Consider the following 20,966-nt stretch of genomic DNA (forward strand, 5'->3'; position numbering starts at 1 on the left):
TAAATTAATTATAAACGTGAGGATTCAATTGCATAAATGAACCTGTTCCCCTCAATCGCTGTTTAAGGTGATGAACCCTGTCTACCGTAAGCAAGCATGAGCTGTTTTGTCTGTTCTTTTTTTGAGCGGTAGCTCCTGCAGGGGCTCATGCCTGCAAAGATATATCTTTTATAGCGTTTCTGTCAATACCCGATCGATTTGTTGGTAAGCACAAAACCTCCCTTGTATACCTCGTGATTCCCGTTTTTATCATATGCCTCCATTCTATAAATATAGAATCCCGAAGGAGAAATTTGTCCATTTTCGGATCTTCCGTCCCATTGGATTTTTCCAGAAGCACCTGCACTTTGATTACGAATCAATCGGTTGACTGGTCTCCCTCTATCATCAAATATTGTTACATTTAACATCATACTTGGTGACAAGAATTCATAGTTTATCTCCAGTTGATCTTCAAAATTGTCATCATCAGGAGACATCGTTTTTGATGTTAAAGACACATTGTTTTTTTGAAAAAAGTTATCCACATTTGTTGAATTAAGGTAGCCAGGAGTTGCCCCTCCAGCTAGAGTGGACGCAGATGTAAAATTTTTAGGACTATTTGTCGGCAGGTGAAAATATTGTCTTTCAAGCGATACACCCTTTACATTCGTCAAGAACGGTCGATGCATACTAGAGGAGTAATAGAGCGAATCTACTAAAATATGATTTGAAAAAAGTGTGACATTTCCCTGCTCATTAGGATAAGGGGGAAGGCTTGGTATCTCGACAATATTGTCGGACAGAGCAGATGGGTAATTTTTTAGAATGTTGTTTTTGTCGGTTGTAAGCACCAAATATTGCTGGGGATTGAACAATAAGCGGTTCACAGTAATGGTTCGGTTCCCCAGCTTCCAGTTTTGAAGATTGATAATATTATTAGATTGATTGTATAATTCTACAAAGTCCACTCCGTTATTCTTTGGGTTAAAGAGGACCTCATTAATGACAATATGATTAAATGCAATATCGCCTTGTATAAAGAAATGTAGTTTCTTTTCGGAAGAATTACTCCCACACCAACTAAAAGGGGATAAAGAAAGTGTGTAATCAAAAGATTCGGCAAAAGCAGAATGGAAAATTAACAATAGGCTGTCTGTATTATTTTTCCATTCTATTCTTGCGGGTATTCCTATGTTATTGTCAATTACAAATAAATCTTTTTGTAAATTTTCCAAATAAGCTTTCGGAGTGTTGAAAGTCAATGCGATCGTATTATTTTCCACTTTCGATGATAAAATCTCAATTTCAGGAAAATAAAATCGATCAGCTATCGAGTTCGGTTTACACGGTGTGCCTCCAGCTGGAGCCTCGGATGCGCGCCAACCCAATGCGGAGTTACACATAAAATTGGCATTAATGCGTTCAAGGCTCCATCCTCCATTTTTTTTGGTGGAACTTTTATACCAGCTGTCTGTGTAGTTAACTTGGTCTACGCCGTTGTCTCCAGCTAGTGTAATACTGGTTCCACTATTGGTGAGGGTTGGCCAGTTGTTTAGAGCCAAGCTGTTCCCAAACCTTTCATAGAATGGCTGGGCTGTCTCACTACATAACAATACGTATTGATTAGGAGGTAAAAAATATTCTGGTAGTGCGGTTGTTTTATTTGATATCGTTAGCGTGTAATGAGAGAGATTTATTGTGTTATCTCCAATGTTAAGTAACTCTATATATTCGTGGTTAGGAAGTTTCCCGTTGGAAGGGTTTGCCATTATTTCATTTATGATCAGAGACTGGGATTGTAAATTGGCCGTTATAAACAAGGTGAACAATATTAAAATCCATTTCAAATGGAGGAAAAATATATGCTCTAAAAATGTCATCTATGATTTAATCTTATAATTGGTAGCTACAGATACAAACCAAATATACAGAATCGGTTTTGGTTCGCCAAACTGTTATACGAAATGGTGTTAAGATCATGTTGTCTTTTTTTGCGAATTCAACTGTATTTTTTATGATTTTTTAAAAAAAATGCCGATTTATTATAAAAATTTTAATGATTATATAAATTGCTCATCATTATTTACTATGTTTGACAACTGAACTCTAATGGGCGGTTGTCAAGAAAAATTTAAATATAATATAAGTAAATAAGTACTATGAAAGTAGCTGTAGTAGGCGCGACAGGGCTTGTCGGATCAGAAATGTTAACAGTATTAGCGGAACGTAATTTCCCCGTAACAGAATTAATTCCAGTAGCATCAGAGCGGAGCAAAGGGAAGGAAATCGAATTCAAGGGGAAGAAGTATAAAGTAGTAACACCAACGGAAGCTATCGGGTTGAAGCCAGATGTGGCGCTATTCTCTGCAGGTGGCAGTACTTCTACAGAGTATGCTCCACTATTTGCAAATGCAGGAATTACAGTAATTGATAATTCTTCAGCTTGGCGTATGGATCCTTCCAAAAAATTAATTGTCCCTGAGGTAAATGGAGACATATTGACTGCTGCTGATAAAATTATTGCCAATCCAAATTGTTCGACAATACAGATGGTTGTTGTACTTAAGCCGCTACATGATAAATACAAAATTAAGCGCGTAGTTGTTTCTACTTACCAATCAGTAACCGGCACGGGCGTGAAGGCGGTACAACAATTGAATGATGAACGTGCAGGAATTGAAGGCGAAAAGGCATATCCCTACCCAATCGATATGAATGTTATTCCTCATATTGATGTGTTCCAAGAGAATGGATATACGAAAGAGGAAATGAAAATGATCAAGGAGACTAACAAGATTATGCAAGATGATTCCATTAAAGTTACAGCTACTACAGTTCGTATTCCAGTTGTAGGAGGTCATTCCGAGTCTGTAAATATTGAATTTGAGAGTGAATTTGATTTAGATGAATTGCGTAGAGTTATTGCTTCGCAAGACGGCGTTCTTATAGTGGACAATCCAGCAAATTTAGAATACCCTATGCCAAGAGATGCACATGGGAAAGACGAAGTTTTTGTTGGGCGTATTCGTCGTGACGAATCACAACCGAAAACAGTTAATCTTTGGATTGTAGCGGATAACCTCAGAAAAGGAGCTGCGACAAATGCGGTTCAAGTGGCGGAGTTGTTAGCAAAGAAAAGCTTAATAGGGTAAAGGTCTAAGTTAGTTACCCCATAAAAAAAGCTAGTGCACAAATTGCACTAGCTTTTTTTATGGGGTATAATCTTTATTGTTATCTTGCGGATGTAAATTCCCAAGTATCATCAAATCTAGAGCTATTGCTGCTGCTGGTACCGCCTGTAGTGATATAACCTTTACCGTTAAGGGAGAAACCAACTGCTGATTCTCTAGCGGACGCACCGGCAGAGGTCAATGCTTGATGCTTGTCAGTCCAAGAATCTGAAGAAGGGTCATATTTCCATACATTACCCAATACCGAACCTTTTTGACCACCTACCACATAACCGTAGTTTCCGATGGCAAATGTAGCCGCACTCTGACGTGTTAAGTCATACGTATACTCGCTATCATCTCTTCTTATAGGCTTTAACGTAGCCCAATCTGATCCATCATAGGAATGGAATTCTTCAGGGTACTGGTTGTTGCTGATACCACCACCCACATAGGCTTTATTTCCAATAACAAATGCAAAAGCATGAGATTTCTTGTAGGTAAATGGTACCTTTATTGGTGACCAAGAATCGTTACTTGGGTCATATCTGTAAAAATCACTAAAAGTTTTATCTGTAGGAGTCATCCCCAGACCAACGTAGGCGTAATTTCCCAATGCGAAAGCAACGGCGCCAAAACGAGCTTCTCCTGGGAAGTCTGCTACTTTTTTCCAAGATTTAGTTGCTGGATCGTATTGATGAACGTCTTTTAGTGCTTCTGTGCCGTTATATCCTAGTCCGACATAGCCTTTGCCATTTACTGCAAAGCCTACTGCACTGCGACGAGCATCTCCAGAGAACTCAGCTGCTATTTCTTCCCATTCCGATCCGTTAAAGGACCACGTATCACTCAATATAGCATTTGTTCTCAAAAGACCGCCTACTACGAAAGCTTGATCATCGATTGTAAAGGTTGCTGCTTGATTTCTCGGATCTCCTCCAAATACTGCGGATCTTTGCCATTCCGTGGGGCCATCATCTGTAGTGTCTTCGTCGTCACTTTTCTTGCAAGAATTCAAAGATGTGAAAGCAATAGTACAGGCTAAAAATATGAAGAGCCAATTTTTCTTGTTCATAAATTATTTAAATTTAGTATATACAATGTTTAATTTAATTTTTGGTAAATTATTTTCTGTCGCTATCAGAGCCATATTTGTTGTGCTAAACAGATTTGGTGTAGACGCGGTTAAAAATAAAGAGGTGTTGTCACTCTCCGCCTTATTAACGGTGTTAATGTATTCTATTAAGTCAAATACATATTTTGCATTTCTTCCCATCGAATTTCCGTTCATGTAAGGAACTTGTTGAATGGTCGAGGAGAAAGGAGTACGTACATAAGAGAAGGGAATTCCGTTGTCATTTGCAATTAAAAGCATTACAGAAGCAGGGTTAGGGAAAGGATTAAAAGTAATCTCTCCGGTCGTTTCTACAATGAGTTGAGCTTTATTAATTGAAATGTTGGGTTCGTTCATGAATTCCTTTAACGCAGGAATGTCTAACTTCGCTACAGTTCCCGTACCGGCTTGAAGATATACCTGACCGTTAGTTTGGCTGCTTTTTAATTCTTTGTTGGTCGAATTCAATGCAGCAAAAGAGGTGTTCGTACGATCGTATTCTATATTATTGAACTGGAATGTTCTGTCTCCAGTAGTGATACTCTTTACACCATGCTTATTAAACCCATCATTGCCGATGTACGAATAATTTATGTTTACCATTACGGTATCACTAAATCCCAAAATAACAGTATTCTGATCATCCGGTACAATCACGAGTCCTTTAAGATATTGCTGGAATGCTTCGTTTGAAGCCACATCCACGTCATTGGATACAACCATATCGAAGATCTCATTTCCCAAAGTATTGTTTAGTTTAATGCTTAAAGTATCTATAGATCTTACAAATGGATTGAAAGTCAATGATCCAAGCGGCGAAGGATCATAATCGAATGTTTGATCGGAGAAGATTGTCGCACCAGTTACAAAAATTGGGGTGATATTTCCGTTAACAGTTGAACTGATATTTTTTGTCTCTAATGCTTCAGTAAGCTGATGTACAGTTATTTTCTGAACAGCAGTAGTATCCCCATAAAAGTACCTATTTGTTTTCGGTTTAATTACGAGATTAATTGAGTCAAAAACTGCATCAGTAGGTATATCGTTTGTAAAGTTGGTGAAAGCTAGTTTAAAATACGATGTTGATTTTACAGAGCCTATTTCCTCTTGTGAAGCTTTTCCTACCAATATAGTACCTGTAGCAGCTGAAGGTAAATTGCTCATCTGAAAAGTCGACGTATTTACTGTAATAGAATCTACAACTGTAATTCCGAAATTTTCACTCGTATTACCTAGGGATACACTCATGTCTTTATCACAACTTCCTAGCGTAATAATTAAAAGTAATGAGAAGGTAAGAAAAATATATTTAAAAAGTAATAATTGCCTCATATTTATTTATTGACATGCAAATGTAAATATTACCAACTGTTAATATGTGTTATAATATGTTAAATGTGGTAATTTCCATGCGTGATGCAAATCTAACAAATTAAATTTGTTTTAATAATGTTAAATAAATACAAAATTCTAATGCTGATGATAGTCCTCACATTAGTAGGGATTATTGTCGTGTTGTCGATCTGGCTGTTGGATAGTTACAAAAGTCGGGAAGAACTTGTGGTATCTGACATTGAAAGAAGTTTATTTAATGTTATTCAACGGTATTACGATGATCATGAGGAAAGTTTTCGGGAACTGAGAGCGCGAAATAATAAGCAAAATGGCGATCGCTTCATCAATCGAATTGCAGAGATGTATCCCGGGCTGGATAAAAATAAGCTATCGGCGATTCTGGATTCATTGGGAAAGGAAAGACGAAAAACTTTCGAACGGAAACGGACTCGATCGGCTGAAAGCGAAGAGCCCGCCCAAATCGTCCCTTCTTTTATGTTGCAGAATATAGAATTTAATAATACCACCTTGCGACAGATGAATATAATGTTGGACGAATTTCTTAGATCGAAGCATATATCTGTTCCAGTAAATATTACATTAGAGATTTTAGATTCCTTGCCCCGGCATTCAACACCTACGCAGATTCGTGTAGATGAATTTGGAAATCTAACGACTCGCCCCATTTTGATTAATTCTCACAATAACGAGTTTTTAATTGCCAAAATTGACGATCCCAAGACCTATATTCTCGTAAAGATGGGTTGGCAGTTAGTACTCTCTTTAATATTAGTATTAGCATTGATTGGTAGTTTTATTTATTTGCTGTGGACGATTAACCGACAGAATAAGTTGGCACTGATGCATAAGACATTCGTCAATAACATGACACATGAGTTAAAGACTCCTATTGCTACTGTAATGGCGGCGATAGAGGCCGTCCAACGCTATGGTGCAAAAGAAGATCGTTTGCGGATGGAAAAATATCTTGATCTTTCACGGAGAGAATTGGATCATCTTTCACAAATGATAGAACGCGTATTGCACTTTGATATGAATGGTGCCAATGGTGTGAAACTCGAGTTTGCCAATTTTGATGTCATTAGATTGATAAATACCTGTATAGAGAGTGCGAAGATCAGTTTGCATAAAGACGTACGATTTAGCGTGATGTCAACTTCTCCGTCGGTATTTATTGATGCGGATGAAGCTCATCTAAAAAATGTAGTCACGAATTTGATCGACAATGCCATTAAATATTCCGTTGGGAGTATAGATATTGCTATTTCTATCGTCGTAGGGCCCAAGGATATTGAAATTCGAATCAAAGACAATGGGTTAGGGATTGCGCCAGTTTACCATAAGGACATATTTGATCGTTTTTTTAGAGTTCCTACTGGGAATCTGTATGCGGTTAAGGGTTTTGGCTTAGGTTTGGCTTATGTAAAGCAAGTTGTCGATCAACATAATGGATTTATAGAAGTAGAAAGTGCCTTAGAAAGAGGTACAACGTTTATAATAACCTTACCCAAATCAACAAAAATATGATAGATGTTTTGTACGTAGAAGACGAGCAAAATCTTGCTATGATTGTTACGGATAGTTTAGAAGATCAAGGGTTTGCTGTTCGTCATCGGGAGAATGGACAGGAAGCGCTGTCCGCTTTTAAGAGAGTAAAGCCAGATATCGTGGTGTTGGATATCATGATGCCGCTTATGGATGGTTTTACTGTCGCTGTCGAGATTAGAAAGCTTGATCCTCAAATTCCGATTCTTTTTTTATCTGCCATGACCCAGACAGAGGATGTTGTACAAGGTTTTAAGCTCGGCGCAAATGATTATGTTCGTAAGCCCTTTAAGATAGAAGAATTGATTGTGCGCATAGAGTCCCTGGTGAAGCGACGAAAAATAGGCATTCATCAAGTGTATATCATTGGGGATTATGTGCTTGACACGACTAAAAATTCACTGTCCTACGGCGAAGAAAAGGAGAAGTTGTCCTTTCGGGAGTGCGAATTGTTACGGCGACTCTTTGAACATAAAGATACGGTGGTACCTCGTGATGAGATTATTAAAGCGTACTGGAATGACGACACCTACTTTACGGGGAGAAGCTTAGATGTTTTTATTAGTCGTATACGAAAATATTTGTCCAAAGATGAACGAATAAAAATAACGAATGTGAGAGGAATAGGATACATGTTAAATATTGGTTAGTTTCAAACGTTTATGCTATCATTTCATCGACTGTTTTTTCCTCCTCCGAAATTTCTCAAATTATAAGTAAACATTAGTAAGAAGTACCGATTTAATGTATTCGATGTGACATCGGAAATAGACGTTGTGTTTATATTACGACTTATGTTTTGAGCATTATTCAACAAGTCAAAGCCTCTAATTGCAAGTTCACCGTTCTGTTTTTTAAATAGTTTATAACCCAATGAAGCGTTCAAAATATTGGTAACTATTCCTTCAGAACCTAAAATACCACTGTTGTACAAATACATAATGTTGGACGAGACTATCCATTTTTTAAATAATTCGACTGTTGCACTACCATTAACCCGATGCCTATATACATGGTATCGACCTCTTTCCGAGACGGGATTGTTGTTGTAGGTTGCATTGATATGATAGCCTGCGCGGAAAATATATCGTTTGCTAAAGTTGGTGTTAAAACCGATTTCTTGATTGAACCCATATGTTGTGCTATTGAGGAGCTCGTCGTTGAGAATAGCGTAGTCGTTATTGTAGAATAAGTTCGTATTGAGGTTGAGGTTAAGTTTCAATTTCTTTATAGGGAGGCCATAGCTGTTCCGTAGCCGTACTGCGTATGCTCCGTCTACATTTTCAGGAACTGTATACTGGCCTCCGGCTTCTAGAATGATTTCGTCCCCCAGTCCACCTTCAAAGAGAACGATTGTGCTGTCTGTTATCAATCTGGATTCTATGATTTTGTCGTTGGTATAATTAAAGTCGAAATTAGTCGTAAGACTCCGTCCAGAAGATCTGTTTACATCTCTGTATTGAAGCCGTAGTCTGTGATTATACTCCTGTTCTAAATTAGGATTACCATTAGCAATTCTTAGCTCGTTTTGATTATTCACAAAATCCTGCAATTGATTAATAGACGGTGCATTAGTTGCGGTATTGTAGTTAAATTCTAGGGTTCTGGATTTTGTGAAATTATAAGTCGCTGTAAATTCTGGCAAGAAACTACCAAAGTTCGCTTCCGTTTGTAAATTGATAGGAACGCTTCGTTTATTTACTCGTATTCCATGTTGGTAATTAAGACCTGCTTGTATTCGCAATGAGTCTTTTCTGTTGTAAGAATAGGAGAGTCCTGCACTATGGTATTGGAAGTCATTTCTAAATTCGTTGGACAGTCTATCACGCAATTCCCCCAATTGTCCTGTCTCCGCTAAGAATTCGAAGGTTTCTCGGTCAGAATAATTTGCTGTATTTCTAAAATTATAATTTGCCTGAATACGGCTCCGCTTTGAGATATTTTCGGTATAGGATATTCTGTTATTGAAGCCAGAGCCGTAACCATTGGTGGTACTTTTATTGTTGTTGGTGTCAATGCGACTCACTAGTGCTTCCTTATAATAGTCGGTAGTTGCAAGGTTCAATCCTTCGGCATTATTTGTGTTTATATTCCCACTTAGGTTCAAAGAGATCGTCCTTCCGTTTTTCAAAAAACGATGCATAAAGGTAAGATTGGCGCCGACCGAAAAATTACTATTTTCATTGTCCATAAACCGATCGGACTCATTGATTAAATCCTCTTTATTCCGTGTCGTTCTACTATAGGAATCATTAATACGATTCGTTTTTGTTAAAGAGAGGTTAGGCGAAAAGTCAAGTCGGTTCGTAGAATCAATCTCCCAGCGAATCCTGGAATTCGCTCTGTGTTCTGTCTTTCTTTGGTCTGAATATTGATTTTGCTCTCGGAATTGATTTGCCCGGGAATCAGATAGATATTCAATGTTTGAGAAGGTATTGGTTTCTGTTGCTATAGATTCAAATTTATAATCAGCACTTATGTCCAATTTCTTATCGAGATAAGCGTTGTTAAAATTAATAGCCCCTGCGTACGTGTCTGAAAGCCCCCTTTCAGTATTGTTATTTCCTCTGCGTCCACCTCCACGACCCTGTTCGGCAAAGTTGGTTTCATTGATGTTATTTGCCATCAAATTGATAGCAATTTTTTTGTCGCCGTCGAAGCTATTGAGATTGGTTGACAAGCCAAATTTATCCCCATCGCCCTTTCCTCCATTTGTTTTTCCGAAGTGCCCATGTCGTCGATCGGGTTTGGTGACAATATTAATGACTTTGTTCCTGCTACCATCATCGAAACCTGAAAATCGAGCCTGTTCTGATTTTTCATCTATGATCTGAATCTTGGCAATGATTTCTGCTGGAAGTGTTTTTAACGCTATTCGTGGATCTGAGGAGAAGAATTCCTTTCCATCTACTATTATTTTCGTTACTTGTTCTCCGTGTGCAGTGACGTTACCCTCTTCGTCCATTTGTACACCAGGGATTTGAGACACTAGTTCATCTGCATCTGCAAACTCACGAGTCGCGTAGTTCCTCGCATCGTATTCCATGGTGTCTCCCTTCAGCATTACAGCTTGCGGAACTGTTATCTCTACTTCTTCGATTTCAATCTCCGAAGGTTCCAGCCGGAATAATAAATGTTGGGGTTGGGCATCTACCGTTGCTGTTCTTTTTTCGGTTTTAAAACCTATAAAATTAGTTTCCACTAGATAATTCCCCTTTTTTACCTTTGTAAAGGTGAAAATGCCGCTTTTATTTGTAGTAGCAGCAACTATAGAGGAGTCTTTGGTATTTAGGATACGAATAGTTACACCTTCAAGTGGTAGCGATGTGGTTTTATCGATGATATTGCCGGAAATATTTTGCTGCGCTGAGGCCATCACAGCACAAAATAAAAGCGGCACAAGAATCAACCTTCGTATGTTTAGTTTAACAGTATTCACAGGTTAGTGATTTGTGAATGTAATGATAGCTAAATCTTAGTTAGATAGCTTCATTATCATGAAAATGATACAAATCTATATTTTGACAGATAACAAGAGAATCTCATCTTTGAATTGGATCGATAGTTTTTGTTGTTAAAAAACGGTAAGTTATCTAAGTTTGTAAGAATAAGTGTATTTTGTAGAAAATGAAGGAATCGATGTTGAGTCGTAAAGAGAAGATCATGGTGAAGGCGTTAAGTCTATTTGCAGAGAAGGGGTACGCAGATACATCGACAAAAGAGATTTCTGCAGCCGCTGGTGTTTCTGAAGCATTGATTTTTAAGCATTTTGGGAATAAAGATGCACTTTTAGCTCACCTGGTCAAATCAGGGTATCGGCGTGTATTGCAGTATCATAAAGGTATGATGACTTATAAAAGTGCAAAAGATTTTTTGAGAAATATGATTTTTTTGCCCAGCAAATTGGTCGCTGAAGAACCTTTATTTTGGAAACTCCAAGAGCGATTATCGCACATTCCATTTTCTAAGCAGCAGCACGAACAGTTTATGAAGCCTGTTCAACCCATTCTTCAGCGCGCATTTGTGGAATTGGGATATGACAATCCGGAACTGGAGACGCAATATTTATTGTTGACTATTGATATGCTTTGGAAAAAAGAAGCCTGCGGCGAGATCGATAATTCAGCAGATATAGCTAGGTTACTGGAAAAAAAATACGGTCTCGTTTAGTGGCTGTGCGTTTTTATGCTTTTTGCAAAAAAAATAACGCACAAATCTTTATAAATACAATTATAATACGTTTCTTCGTATCGTAAACTATGAACTATTATGTTTAGAATAATTTTAATTCAGGTGTTAGCGTTGCTATTAATGGGGAATGTTAATGCACAGAAGAAGCCTGCTTTTGTACCATTTATCAATAAACAACATTATTGGGTAGACTCTGTTTTCAATTCATTGTCTCCCAAAGAACGAATTGCACAGCTCTTTTTAGTAAGAGCGCATACAAATTTAGGGCAGAAATATATTGATTCTGTTGCGCAGGTAATTCAACAGGAGCAACTAGGTGGACTAGTTGTTTTTCAAGGCGGGCCGGTACGGCATGCAAATATGTATAATATGTATCAAACGCTTACGAAGGTTCCTTTGTTAATCACATTTGATGGAGAATGGGGAGTGGGAATGCGTTTGCCGGATTCAACACTCTCATTTCCGTATCAGATGACATTAGGCGCTATGCAAAATGACAATCTTTTATATGAAATGGGGCGTGAAGTGGCAAAAGACTTTTTACGTATGGGAATGCACTTTAACTTCGCTCCTGTAGTGGATGTCAATAATAATGCGAACAATCCGGTCATTGGTTTTCGTTCCTTTGGTGATAATAAGCAAAACGTAGCGCGTAAGGCCAAAGCATATATGGACGGAATGGTTGATGGAGGCATTATTGCGTCGATTAAGCATTTCCCTGGGCACGGTGATACGGATGTCGATTCGCACTATGATCTCCCACAACTCAACTTTTCGAGAACACGTTTGGATACATTGGAAATGTTTCCGTTTCGCGAATTAATAAAGAGTGGAGCACCAGCTGTTATGGTTGCACATATGCATATTCCAGCTATGGATGCCACACCAAATATTCCTTCCTCCATTTCAAAAAAGGTCGTTACGGGTATTCTTCGTAATGAATTAGGTTTTAAAGGACTTACAGTTACAGATGCCATGGATATGAAAGGGGTGAAAAAGTTCTTCCCGAATGGTGAAGCAGATGTAATGGCGATTGAAGCCGGACATGATCTGTTGGAAATATCTGAAAATAGCGCAAGAGCCATCGATTTGGTAGAAAAAGCGATAAAAAGCGGACGTATTAAACAAACTGATATTGATGAAAGAGTCAAAAAAGTACTTGCCTCGAAATACTGGTTAGGATTGAACAATTACCGGCCTGTTAACACAAATGGTTTAACAAACGAGCTGAATAGAGCTTCGACCAAGTCGCTCATTCAACGTATGGCTGACGCTTCCGTTACTTTATTGAAATCAAATAAACGTATTCAGTCTTTTGATACGAAAAAAAGTACTGCTGTAGTCAGTTTAGGGATCAAGTCTGCGCAAGAATTTGAAAGCGGGTTGGGGCTTCAACTTTCCGATGCGACCAATTACTATATATCCGGGGAGGAATCCCAAGATCAATTGAAGCAACTGATTAAAGACATAAGAGGACACAAGCAAATTATAGTGGCGATCCATGACGATCGTATGCGTCCTAGAAATGAACTGCCTATCCAACAGCCAGTAAAGGAATTCGTTGATAAAATAGCAGGTAGACGCACCATTACCATAATGTTTACAAACCCATACGCGTTAAACACCGTAAAAATAGATAGAAGCAGTGCAATCTTGCTTGCTTATCAAAATGAAGGATTTATGCAACGCGCCGCCCTAAAGGTTCTTTTAAAGCAAATAAAACCCACAGGGAAATTACCGGTTACGGTGAATAAAAAGTTTTCCTACGGAATGGGTTTATAGAAAATGTTCATGAATCATACATTAAAGGTCAGCTCGAGTAGCTGACTTTTTTTATGAGCAATGTTTGCTCTTGATGGACATTAAAAACATTCAAAATTAGTCATATCTATACGTGTTATCACAAATTATGAAGGTTTTTTCAAGAACAATTATTTGTTTGGTTTATTCTCTATAGATTTGTGAAACTTAAATACGAGAATGGTTAAAGAACAAATTTCCATATTTGATATGTTTAAGATCGGCATCGGACCATCGAGTTCACATACGTTAGGACCTTGGCGGGCGGCGCAGCGATTTATAGCAGTTTTGGAAGACAGAGATCTATTGGAGAACGTAGAGCAAGTCAACGTTTTATTATATGGCTCCTTAGCAAAAACCGGTGTCGGTCACGGTACCGACATAGCCGTGTTACTAGGTCTTAGTGGCGACGATCCGGTTACTTTTGATGTATCTCAGGTGATGCCCAAAATTGATCAAATCAAAGCCAATAAGAAATTGTTATTGGGTAAGGAGCATCAAATTAATTTCTCGTATGTCGAAAACCTCCTGTTTTTATATCATGAAAGTCTGCCGTTTCACCCCAATGCACTAACATTCCAGGCATTTTTGAAAGACGGTAAAGCGATTTCTGAAACCTACTATTCCATAGGAGGAGGATTTGTGATACAAGAAAACGATTCCCAAGGGTTTTTATCGGAGATAGATTTACCTTTTCCTGTAGACACGGCCCAAGAGCTGATGGTATGGTGTATGAAGACCGGATTGAAAATATCAGAACTGGTTCTCGAAAATGAATTAGCATGGAGGTCCGAGGAGGATACAAGAACAGGTGTTCTGCAGATTTTCAATACAATAAAAGATTGTACTTATAAAGGATGTCATAGTTCGGGAATCCTGCCGGGCGGTCTGAACGTTGAACGTCGTGCAGCTAAATTGAGCAAGCGTCTTACAAAAGATAGACCCTACGACAGTTACGATACCTGGATTAAGGCCATTCGCGAAGGAGGTAAGGATTTTGGCTATATATTAGATTGTGTCAGTTGTTTTGCGCTGGCGGTAAATGAAGAGAACGCTTCTTTTGGAAGAGTTGTCACCGCACCAACTAATGGAGCTGCTGGTGTAATCCCGGCCGTATTACAATATTATATTACATTTTACGACGCGTATAGTGAGAACAAAATTATACAGTTTATCGCTACAGCTTCGGAGATAGGATCGATTTTCAAGAAAGGAGCTACGATATCCGCAGCGATGGGGGGCTGCCAAGCTGAGATTGGTGTTTCTTCTGCTATGGCTGCAGGTGCTCTGACAGAATGTTTGGGGGGGTCTCAACGACAAGTCTTGATGGCAGCAGAAATTGCGATGGAGCACCATCTGGGGTTAACGTGTGATCCCATCGGTGGTCTAGTACAAATTCCGTGTATCGAACGTAATACGATGGGGGCTATAAAAGCGATTACAGCAGCTCAGTTGGCATTACAGTCCAATCCGGATAAGGCAAAAGTAAGTTTAGATGCAGTTGTAAGCACGATGTGGGATACCGCGCAGGATATGAATGTAAAGTATAAAGAAACGGCCGACGGTGGATTGGCGATTAAGGTTCCGTTGAGTCTGCCAGAATGTTAATATGTGTTTGCTTTTTAACAACAAATACAGATGAATAATACCTTTGAAATAGGTAAAACGGATAATTAGTTACATATGAAATATTGTGCAATCGCTTCTGGAAGTAATGGAAATTGCTATTATATAGCAAAAGGAGAAGACGCTATATTGATTGATGTAGGCATTAATACCAAACATGTTGAGTTGAGAATGGCTAACTTGGGAATAGATCCCTCACGTATTAAAGCCATTTTTATTACACACGAACATTCGGACCACATAAGGGGCTTATCTGTTTTTTGCAAGCGTTATCAGATTCCGGTGTATTGGACGGCCGGTACTTCGCATGGATCGCGACTTCATCTGCCGTCTCATTTAGTGCATATTATTCCTGCGAATGGACGAACTAAGATTGGGGAAATCTACGTGTTGGGAATCCCAAAGTTTCATGACGCCAAAGAACCTTGTAGCTTTGTCGTAACGGACGGGTCTACGAATGTGAGTATTATGACAGATTTAGGTCGAGCCTGTAATAACGTAAAGCATGTTATTCAGCATTCCGACGTGTTATTATTGGAAAGTAACTACGATGAAGATCTGCTGGAGGGAGGACGTTATTCTTATTATCTTAAAAATCGTATCCGTAACGGATGGGGACATATTTCAAATAAAACGTCATTAGAACTTTTTTTACAACATCGCTCGTCTCGCCTGAAGCATCTTATTTTAGGACATCTTTCAGAACAGAATAATACCGTAGAGCTTGTTGAGCAAACCTTTCTGCCACATTGTGAAAGTATCAAATTCTCCATTGCAACACGGTATCAGGAGACGGATATGTTTGATGTAGATGATATCTTGCAACTTCAGAAGAAGGGAGCATAATTTAGAACAGACTAGCCATTCTTGTGCATGGCTAGTCTGTTCTAAATTTAATTTAGCGCATTAATCAATGTGATTAGTTGAGATTGTGATGTTGTGTTAAGATCACTTTCACTAATATTGACTACCGAGCCATCAGCAATTGTTACTTCTCTGATAGCATAAACAATAGAGCCGTTGCTTTCAGATGTGAAAATCACATGTAGTTTGATACCAACAGGAACGAAACCATAGTGTTCAGAAAAGAAGTTCTCTGCCTCATTGTAGGTGTCCAATTGAGCAAGCAAATTTGGTTGGTCTTCATACGCAAGATATACGGCAGAATTTTCATTATTATAAACGTTGGGTACGGCGACTTTAATTTGCGTCTTTGGCCCGGTATGACTGTAAAAGCGATCTACGTTAGTCCAGCCAAATTGTCCATTCCAAATGTTGTATGAGTTTGTTTTTTCATCAGCTCTTAGTCCTCGTTCCTGACCAGCTTCTTTATCTGCTGTGTCCCATTCCAGGTTTCCATCTGCATTGATATTACCTTGCCACAAGACCATCCCATAATCTAGGTCTCCAGTTAAATTTGCAGGAACTACCACGCTATAACTACATGGAGACTTTAATATTTTAGTGCCTTGGGTGATTTGGATATCAAACTCTCCCCCTGTTACTAAAGGTAATAAATCCCCATCTTGATTCCGCCCCATTACCGGCTTATTGGTGACAACCATATTTCCTTTGTCGTAGATTTCGACGAAAGAAAGTTGTACCTCTCCACTGACCGGGTTGCCATCTAAATCTTCTAGGCAGCCAGCAGGGATAGTTACTTTTGTTCCTTTAACAGATGTAAATACGATACCATCTTCCGAGTTAAAGGTCTTGTTTTGTGTGAGATCATGCAGTGCTTTGTTTCGTAGACTTTGAAAATTAGCCGCATTAGGAATAGCGAATCGCATGGTTTCTTGTTCTTTCTTGCAAGAAATATTGATGAATAGCAAACTTGCAACTGCCAATAATTTGATTGTAGATAATGTTTTCATGATAATCAATTTTAATGTTTACAAATTGTTTATTATGTATCATCACAATCTAATGTTTGTTACCCCTTTTTGTAAAAAAAAAAGAACTAGGCCAATTCCATTTCGAATAAGGAGGCTATATGTCCTTTTAATGTTTCTTTTACTTTATCCATATCCAGTTTATATCCTAATTCCCGTTCCATTGAGGTTACCTGCTTATCGTCTATTCCACATGGTACGATATTTCCAAAATAATCCAAATCCGTATTCACGTTAAAAGCAAATCCATGCATAGTGACCCATCTGGACGCGCGTACACCCATCGCACAGATTTTACGGGCTTTCTCATTTTCAGGGTCAAGCCATACGCCTGTGTATCCCGGATAACGAGCAGCCTCGATCCCGTGATCAGCCAGCGTCAAAATAATAGCCTCTTCAAGCGTACGAAGATATAAATGTATATCCGTAAAGAAATTATCCAAATCCAATATGGGATATCCTACAATTTGCCCCGGACCATGGTAAGTGATGTCGCCCCCGCGATTTATTTTATAATAGGTAGCGTGTTTCTCTGCTAAGCCTGTTTCATCTAGCAGTAAATTTTCAGGATTCCCAGACTTACCTAATGTATATACATGAGGATGCTCTGTGAAAATTAAATAATTAGGGGTAGGGATCTGCGTGTTGTTTATTCTATTGTCGTGTTTTATAGCAAGCGACTTTGCAAATATAACCTCTTGTTGGTTCCACCCTTCTTGGTAATCTACCAACCCCCAATCAATAAACCGTACTTTTTTGTTCATTCTAGCTATAGTACCTTTAATTTTTGAAATAATATTAACAACTGCTTCTTAGAAGTCGTTTATTTCAGTTGCTAATTAGTTGTACTAAAACAACAAATTGTTATATGGATAACGTTCATTATGCATTTTTACGATAATATCGTATAGTTTTGTTTTTAGTTCTTCGATATTTGTCTTGTCTGTGGCCGAAATAAATATAGCAGGATCCGAATTCTTTGCCATCCATGAATTTTTAAAATCTTCTAACATAACCTTTATTTCTTCTCCTTCTTCATCGATCTCAACGGGAGGTTTGTATGCATCAATTTTATTAAATACAGTGATTATTGGTTTGTCTAATGCCTCTAGGTCTTTTAATGTCTCATTGACTGCGTGGATGTGGTCTTCAAAATTAGGATGCGAGATATCCGCTACGTGGATTAGGATATCCGCTTCGCGTACTTCATCCAAAGTAGATTTGAAACATTCCACAAGGTGATGAGGTAATTTTCGGATAAAACCGACTGTATCAGACAGGAGAAAAGGTAGATTGTCAATCACGACTTTGCGGACCGTGGTGTCAAGTGTTGCAAATAGCTTATTTTCAATCAAAACATCCGATTTTGAAACCATGTTCATGATAGTCGATTTTCCTACATTTGTGTATCCTACCAATGCGACTCGAATCATTTCACCCCGATTTTTACGTTGGGTTTCATTTTGTCTGTCGATTTGTTTGAGCCTTTCCTTAAACAAGGAAATCTTATTTAAGATCAATCGTCTATCACTTTCAATCTGGCTTTCACCAGGGCCGCGCATACCTATACCTCCTCGTTGGCGTTCTAAGTGAGTCCAGAGTCTTGTCAAACGCGGTAACAAGTATTGTAGTTGCGCCAGCTCTACTTGTGTTTTTGCCTGAGCAGTCTGGGCATGTTTTGCAAAAATATCGAGAATCAGGTTTGAGCGATCAAGAACTTTGACCTCAAAAAATTTCTCAATATTACGTAATTGCGATGGAGACAATTCATCGTCAAATACGACCATGTCTATCTCTTCTGCATCGATAAAGTTTTTAATCTCCTCCAATTTTCCGCTGCCAACAAAGGTGGCGCGATCAGGATAAGCTAGCTTTTGTGTGAAAATACCCTTTGTTTCGCCTCCGGCCGTTTCTACTAAAAAAGCCAACTCCTTTAAATAGTCCTTTGCAGTATCATCGGATACATGAGGTGTTATAACAGAAACCAAAACTGCCGTTTCAGGTTTTACTGCGGTATCGTATATTTTTGTTTTTGCCATTTAGCATTATTGAGATTGGAAACTTGAGAAAGTTCAAGCTCCGTATATTGCACTAAAGAAATGATAGATTAAATTCTCTTTAACTAACAATATTACAAAGGTAATTGTTTTTTAAGAAATTTTATCCCAATTGAAAAGAGGGGATCGTTGATTGAGGTAATTAGCGAGTAATCTATTTTTTTCGGAAGAGAGGGATGGATCTTCTTTAAAGATTTCAATTACCGTTTCACGGGCTTCCGCTAAGATTGCCTGATCACTGGCTAGGTTTGCAATTTTCATTTCAAGCACACCGGATTGCTGTGTGCCAGAAATATCCCCGGGTCCACGCAGTTGAAGATCGACTTCCGCGATTTCGAACCCATCATTGGTACGTACCATTGTCTCTAAGCGTTGACGGCCATCTTTGCTCAATTTATTTCCCGACATAAGGATGCAATACGACTGCTCTGCACCTCGACCTACACGACCCCTTAGCTGGTGTAATTGTGAAAGCCCGAATCGTTCGGCATTTTCAATAACCATGACTGATGCATTTGGGACATTGACACCTACCTCTATTACTGTTGTGGCAACCATAATTTGGGTTTCGCCTTTAACAAATCGTTGCATTTCGAAATCCTTGTCTTTTACAGGCATCTTCCCATGTACAATGCTGATTTTGTATTGGGGCAACGGAAATTCGCGTTGTAGGTTTTCTAGCCCGGCTTCCAAGTACAACAGGTCTAGTTTTTCGCTCTCTTTGATTAATGGAAACACGATATAAACTTGCCTTCCTTTAGCGATTTCATCGCGCATGAAACCAAACATGCGCAAACGAGAACTTTCAAAAAAATGAACCGTTTTTATTGGCTTTCGTCCTGCTGGTAGTTCGTCGATAATGGAAATATCCAGATCTCCGTATAATGTCATTGCCAATGTGCGAGGAATTGGCGTTGCGGTCATCACAAGCATATGGGGTGGAATGCTGTTTTTTCGCCAAAGTTTGGCGCGCTGTTCTACGCCAAATCGATGTTGTTCATCGATCACAACAAAACCTATATTTTTAAATTTTACCTTGTCCTCTATCAGTGCATGTGTTCCAATGAGGATGTCCAGCGTACCCTCCTCCAATTCTTGATGTAATATACGACGCTCTTTGACAGAGGTAGATCCTGTTAATAGTTTGATTGTGCAAATGTCTTCCCCCAGAAGCTCTTTAAGTCCTTTATAATGTTGGATTGCCAGTATTTCAGTGGGAGCCATCATGCAAGCTTGGTAGCCATTGTCTACAGCGAGCAACATTGACATTAAGGCAACAATCGTTTTACCCGAGCCAACATCACCTTGTACTAATCTATTCATCTGTGCGCCAGTATTGGTGTCCAGTCGGATCTCTTTTACAACGCGTTTTTGGGCATTCGTGAGTGGGAAAGGTAATCTTTCAGCAAAAAAGGTATTGAATTTATCTCCCACTTGATCAAACCGATGCCCTTTATATCTCTGCGTGTTGAGTTGTTTGTTGCGTAACAACCGTAGCTGAATAAAAAATAGTTCTTCAAACTTAAGTCTTTGGATCGCTGCATTTAATTCATTTACCTGCTGTGGAAAATGGATAGCCACCAGTGCTTGTGGATAGGGAAGAAGCCGATGGCGTTCTAATATATAATTCGGTATACTTTCCTGAAGTGTGCGGAAAACTGTTTCTAGAGCCGTTTGTTGCAAGCGTTGAATCCCCTTCGTGTCAAGGTTGAATTTCTTAAGTTTTTCAGTAGAAGAGTACACGGGTTGCATACTCATATTGCCTACTTTCTTCTCGTGGGAATTGTAAAGATCCATTTCGGGATGTGTAATGGATAGCTGTCCATTAAATTCCGTTGGCTTGCCATAGACAATATACACAGAACCAATTTTTAAATTTTTCTTTAACCAAGTAATACTTTGAAACCAAACCAATTCGATCATACCGGTATCATCCCTAAGTTGACCAACTAACCTACGTGATCGCTTTTCACCCAGCTCTTGGAGATTGATTAATCTCCCCAAGACCTGTGCTCCCACTAAGTCGGGATGAAGTTGTTGTACTTTATAAAATTTTGTCCGGTCAATATAACGGAAAGGATAATTTTGTAATAAATCGCCAATAGTGAATATCTGTAGCTCTTTTTTGAGCACATCTGCCTTTTGGGGGCCTACACCTTTGAGATATTCTATGGGGGTAATTAAACTTAAATCAGCCATGCCAATGAATGGCTAAATTACGTATTTTGTATTA

At 38.7% G+C, this 20,966-nt stretch carries 15 protein-coding genes; 7 read left to right on the forward strand and 8 right to left on the reverse strand.

Translation table 11 applies throughout. The features are described from left to right. Positions 1-182 precede the first annotated feature (182 nt). Positions 183-1,862 carry a lamin tail domain-containing protein gene (locus FAZ19_RS01975; protein WP_136818919.1) on the reverse strand — a complete coding sequence of 560 codons (1,680 nt, stop codon included), beginning with the start codon at positions 1,860-1,862 and terminating at the stop codon, positions 183-185. Between the two features lie 279 nt (positions 1,863-2,141). On the opposite strand from FAZ19_RS01975, the gene FAZ19_RS01980 reads away from it, so the two are divergent. Then, positions 2,142-3,134, forward strand: coding sequence for an aspartate-semialdehyde dehydrogenase (locus FAZ19_RS01980; protein WP_136818920.1), 993 nt, complete (start codon positions 2,142-2,144; stop codon positions 3,132-3,134). A 79-nt stretch (positions 3,135-3,213) separates the two neighbouring features. Here the strand turns inward: FAZ19_RS01980 and FAZ19_RS01985 are convergent, their stop codons facing one another. Both FAZ19_RS01985 and FAZ19_RS01990 read right to left on the reverse strand, forming a co-directional pair. Then, entirely contained in the window at positions 3,214-4,227 is a 1,014-nt protein-coding gene (locus FAZ19_RS01985; RefSeq protein WP_136818921.1) for a Kelch repeat-containing protein, read from the reverse strand. A 3-nt stretch (positions 4,228-4,230) separates the two neighbouring features. Then, positions 4,231-5,598, reverse strand: coding sequence for a DUF4270 family protein (locus FAZ19_RS01990; protein WP_136818922.1), 1,368 nt, complete (start codon positions 5,596-5,598; stop codon positions 4,231-4,233). 147 nt (positions 5,599-5,745) lie between these two features. On the opposite strand from FAZ19_RS01990, the gene FAZ19_RS01995 reads away from it, so the two are divergent. Beyond that, positions 5,746-7,149, forward strand: coding sequence for a sensor histidine kinase (locus FAZ19_RS01995; RefSeq protein ID WP_169305536.1), 1,404 nt, complete (start codon positions 5,746-5,748; stop codon positions 7,147-7,149). Then, complete coding sequence (locus tag FAZ19_RS02000) at positions 7,146-7,817, forward strand: response regulator transcription factor (RefSeq protein ID WP_136818924.1); 672 nt, start codon at positions 7,146-7,148, stop codon at positions 7,815-7,817. The genes FAZ19_RS01995 and FAZ19_RS02000 overlap by 4 nt, the downstream gene beginning before the upstream one ends. Positions 7,818-7,840: 23 nt before the next feature. Here the strand turns inward: FAZ19_RS02000 and FAZ19_RS02005 are convergent, their stop codons facing one another. Continuing rightward, the gene (locus FAZ19_RS02005) at positions 7,841-10,606 is read right to left on the reverse strand and encodes a TonB-dependent receptor (protein ID WP_136818925.1); all 2,766 of its coding nucleotides are present in this window, start codon (positions 10,604-10,606) and stop codon (positions 7,841-7,843) included. Positions 10,607-10,806: 200 nt separating this feature from the next. Here FAZ19_RS02005 and FAZ19_RS02010 point away from each other — a divergent pair, with 200 nt between their 5' ends. The 4 genes from FAZ19_RS02010 to FAZ19_RS02025 all read left to right on the forward strand — a co-directional run bounded on the left by FAZ19_RS02010 (position 10,807) and on the right by FAZ19_RS02025 (position 15,630). Continuing rightward, positions 10,807-11,337 (forward strand): TetR/AcrR family transcriptional regulator, encoded by a 531-nt coding sequence (locus FAZ19_RS02010; protein WP_229707302.1) that lies wholly within the window; start codon positions 10,807-10,809, stop codon positions 11,335-11,337. A 99-nt stretch (positions 11,338-11,436) separates the two neighbouring features. Continuing rightward, positions 11,437-13,140 carry a glycoside hydrolase family 3 protein gene (locus FAZ19_RS02015; RefSeq protein WP_229707300.1) on the forward strand — a complete coding sequence of 568 codons (1,704 nt, stop codon included), beginning with the start codon at positions 11,437-11,439 and terminating at the stop codon, positions 13,138-13,140. A 198-nt stretch (positions 13,141-13,338) separates the two neighbouring features. Next, on the forward strand, positions 13,339-14,766 hold the full coding sequence (locus FAZ19_RS02020; protein WP_136818928.1) for an L-serine ammonia-lyase: 1,428 nt from the start codon (positions 13,339-13,341) through the stop codon (positions 14,764-14,766). A 75-nt stretch (positions 14,767-14,841) separates the two neighbouring features. Then, positions 14,842-15,630, forward strand: a complete 789-nt coding sequence (locus FAZ19_RS02025) for an MBL fold metallo-hydrolase (protein ID WP_136818929.1) — start codon at positions 14,842-14,844, stop codon at positions 15,628-15,630. Between the two features lie 47 nt (positions 15,631-15,677). On the opposite strand, the gene FAZ19_RS02030 is transcribed toward FAZ19_RS02025, so the two are convergent. From FAZ19_RS02030 to recG, 4 genes are all read right to left on the reverse strand, one after another. Continuing rightward, positions 15,678-16,658 carry a hypothetical protein gene (locus tag FAZ19_RS02030; protein ID WP_136818930.1) on the reverse strand — a complete coding sequence of 327 codons (981 nt, stop codon included), beginning with the start codon at positions 16,656-16,658 and terminating at the stop codon, positions 15,678-15,680. A gap of 86 nt (positions 16,659-16,744) precedes the next feature. Next, positions 16,745-17,440 carry a lipoyl(octanoyl) transferase LipB gene (lipB, locus tag FAZ19_RS02035; RefSeq protein WP_136818931.1) on the reverse strand — a complete coding sequence of 232 codons (696 nt, stop codon included), beginning with the start codon at positions 17,438-17,440 and terminating at the stop codon, positions 16,745-16,747. 84 nt (positions 17,441-17,524) lie between these two features. Beyond that, a complete protein-coding gene (gene hflX, locus FAZ19_RS02040; RefSeq protein ID WP_136818932.1) occupies positions 17,525-18,715 on the reverse strand; it encodes a GTPase HflX in 1,191 nt (396 codons plus the stop codon). Positions 18,716-18,826: 111 nt separating this feature from the next. Next, positions 18,827-20,932 carry an ATP-dependent DNA helicase RecG gene (gene recG, locus FAZ19_RS02045; RefSeq protein ID WP_136818933.1) on the reverse strand — a complete coding sequence of 702 codons (2,106 nt, stop codon included), beginning with the start codon at positions 20,930-20,932 and terminating at the stop codon, positions 18,827-18,829. Positions 20,933-20,966 lie beyond the last annotated feature (34 nt).

The sequence above is a fragment of the Sphingobacterium alkalisoli genome (assembly GCF_005049105.1).
Taxonomy (GTDB): domain Bacteria; phylum Bacteroidota; class Bacteroidia; order Sphingobacteriales; family Sphingobacteriaceae; genus Sphingobacterium; species Sphingobacterium alkalisoli.

What these genes read in the sequence shown, in the direction of transcription:
- FAZ19_RS01990 (WP_136818922.1), bottom strand. Translation starts at nt 5,598, where the DNA reads ATGAGGCAATTATTACTTTTTAAATATATTTTTCTTACCTTCTCATTA.
- FAZ19_RS01975 (WP_136818919.1), bottom strand. Translation starts at nt 1,862, where the DNA reads ATGACATTTTTAGAGCATATATTTTTCCTCCATTTGAAATGGATTTTA.
- recG (WP_136818933.1), bottom strand. Translation starts at nt 20,932, where the DNA reads ATGGCTGATTTAAGTTTAATTACCCCCATAGAATATCTCAAAGGTGTA.
- FAZ19_RS02020 (WP_136818928.1), top strand. Translation starts at nt 13,339, where the DNA reads ATGGTTAAAGAACAAATTTCCATATTTGATATGTTTAAGATCGGCATC.
- FAZ19_RS01985 (WP_136818921.1), bottom strand. Translation starts at nt 4,227, where the DNA reads ATGAACAAGAAAAATTGGCTCTTCATATTTTTAGCCTGTACTATTGCT.
- FAZ19_RS01980 (WP_136818920.1), top strand. Translation starts at nt 2,142, where the DNA reads ATGAAAGTAGCTGTAGTAGGCGCGACAGGGCTTGTCGGATCAGAAATG.
- FAZ19_RS02010 (WP_229707302.1), top strand. Translation starts at nt 10,807, where the DNA reads ATGTTGAGTCGTAAAGAGAAGATCATGGTGAAGGCGTTAAGTCTATTT.
- FAZ19_RS02030 (WP_136818930.1), bottom strand. Translation starts at nt 16,658, where the DNA reads ATGAAAACATTATCTACAATCAAATTATTGGCAGTTGCAAGTTTGCTA.
- FAZ19_RS02025 (WP_136818929.1), top strand. Translation starts at nt 14,842, where the DNA reads ATGAAATATTGTGCAATCGCTTCTGGAAGTAATGGAAATTGCTATTAT.
- FAZ19_RS02000 (WP_136818924.1), top strand. Translation starts at nt 7,146, where the DNA reads ATGATAGATGTTTTGTACGTAGAAGACGAGCAAAATCTTGCTATGATT.
- hflX (WP_136818932.1), bottom strand. Translation starts at nt 18,715, where the DNA reads ATGGCAAAAACAAAAATATACGATACCGCAGTAAAACCTGAAACGGCA.
- FAZ19_RS01995 (WP_169305536.1), top strand. Translation starts at nt 5,746, where the DNA reads ATGATAGTCCTCACATTAGTAGGGATTATTGTCGTGTTGTCGATCTGG.
- FAZ19_RS02015 (WP_229707300.1), top strand. Translation starts at nt 11,437, where the DNA reads ATGTTTAGAATAATTTTAATTCAGGTGTTAGCGTTGCTATTAATGGGG.
- lipB (WP_136818931.1), bottom strand. Translation starts at nt 17,440, where the DNA reads ATGAACAAAAAAGTACGGTTTATTGATTGGGGGTTGGTAGATTACCAA.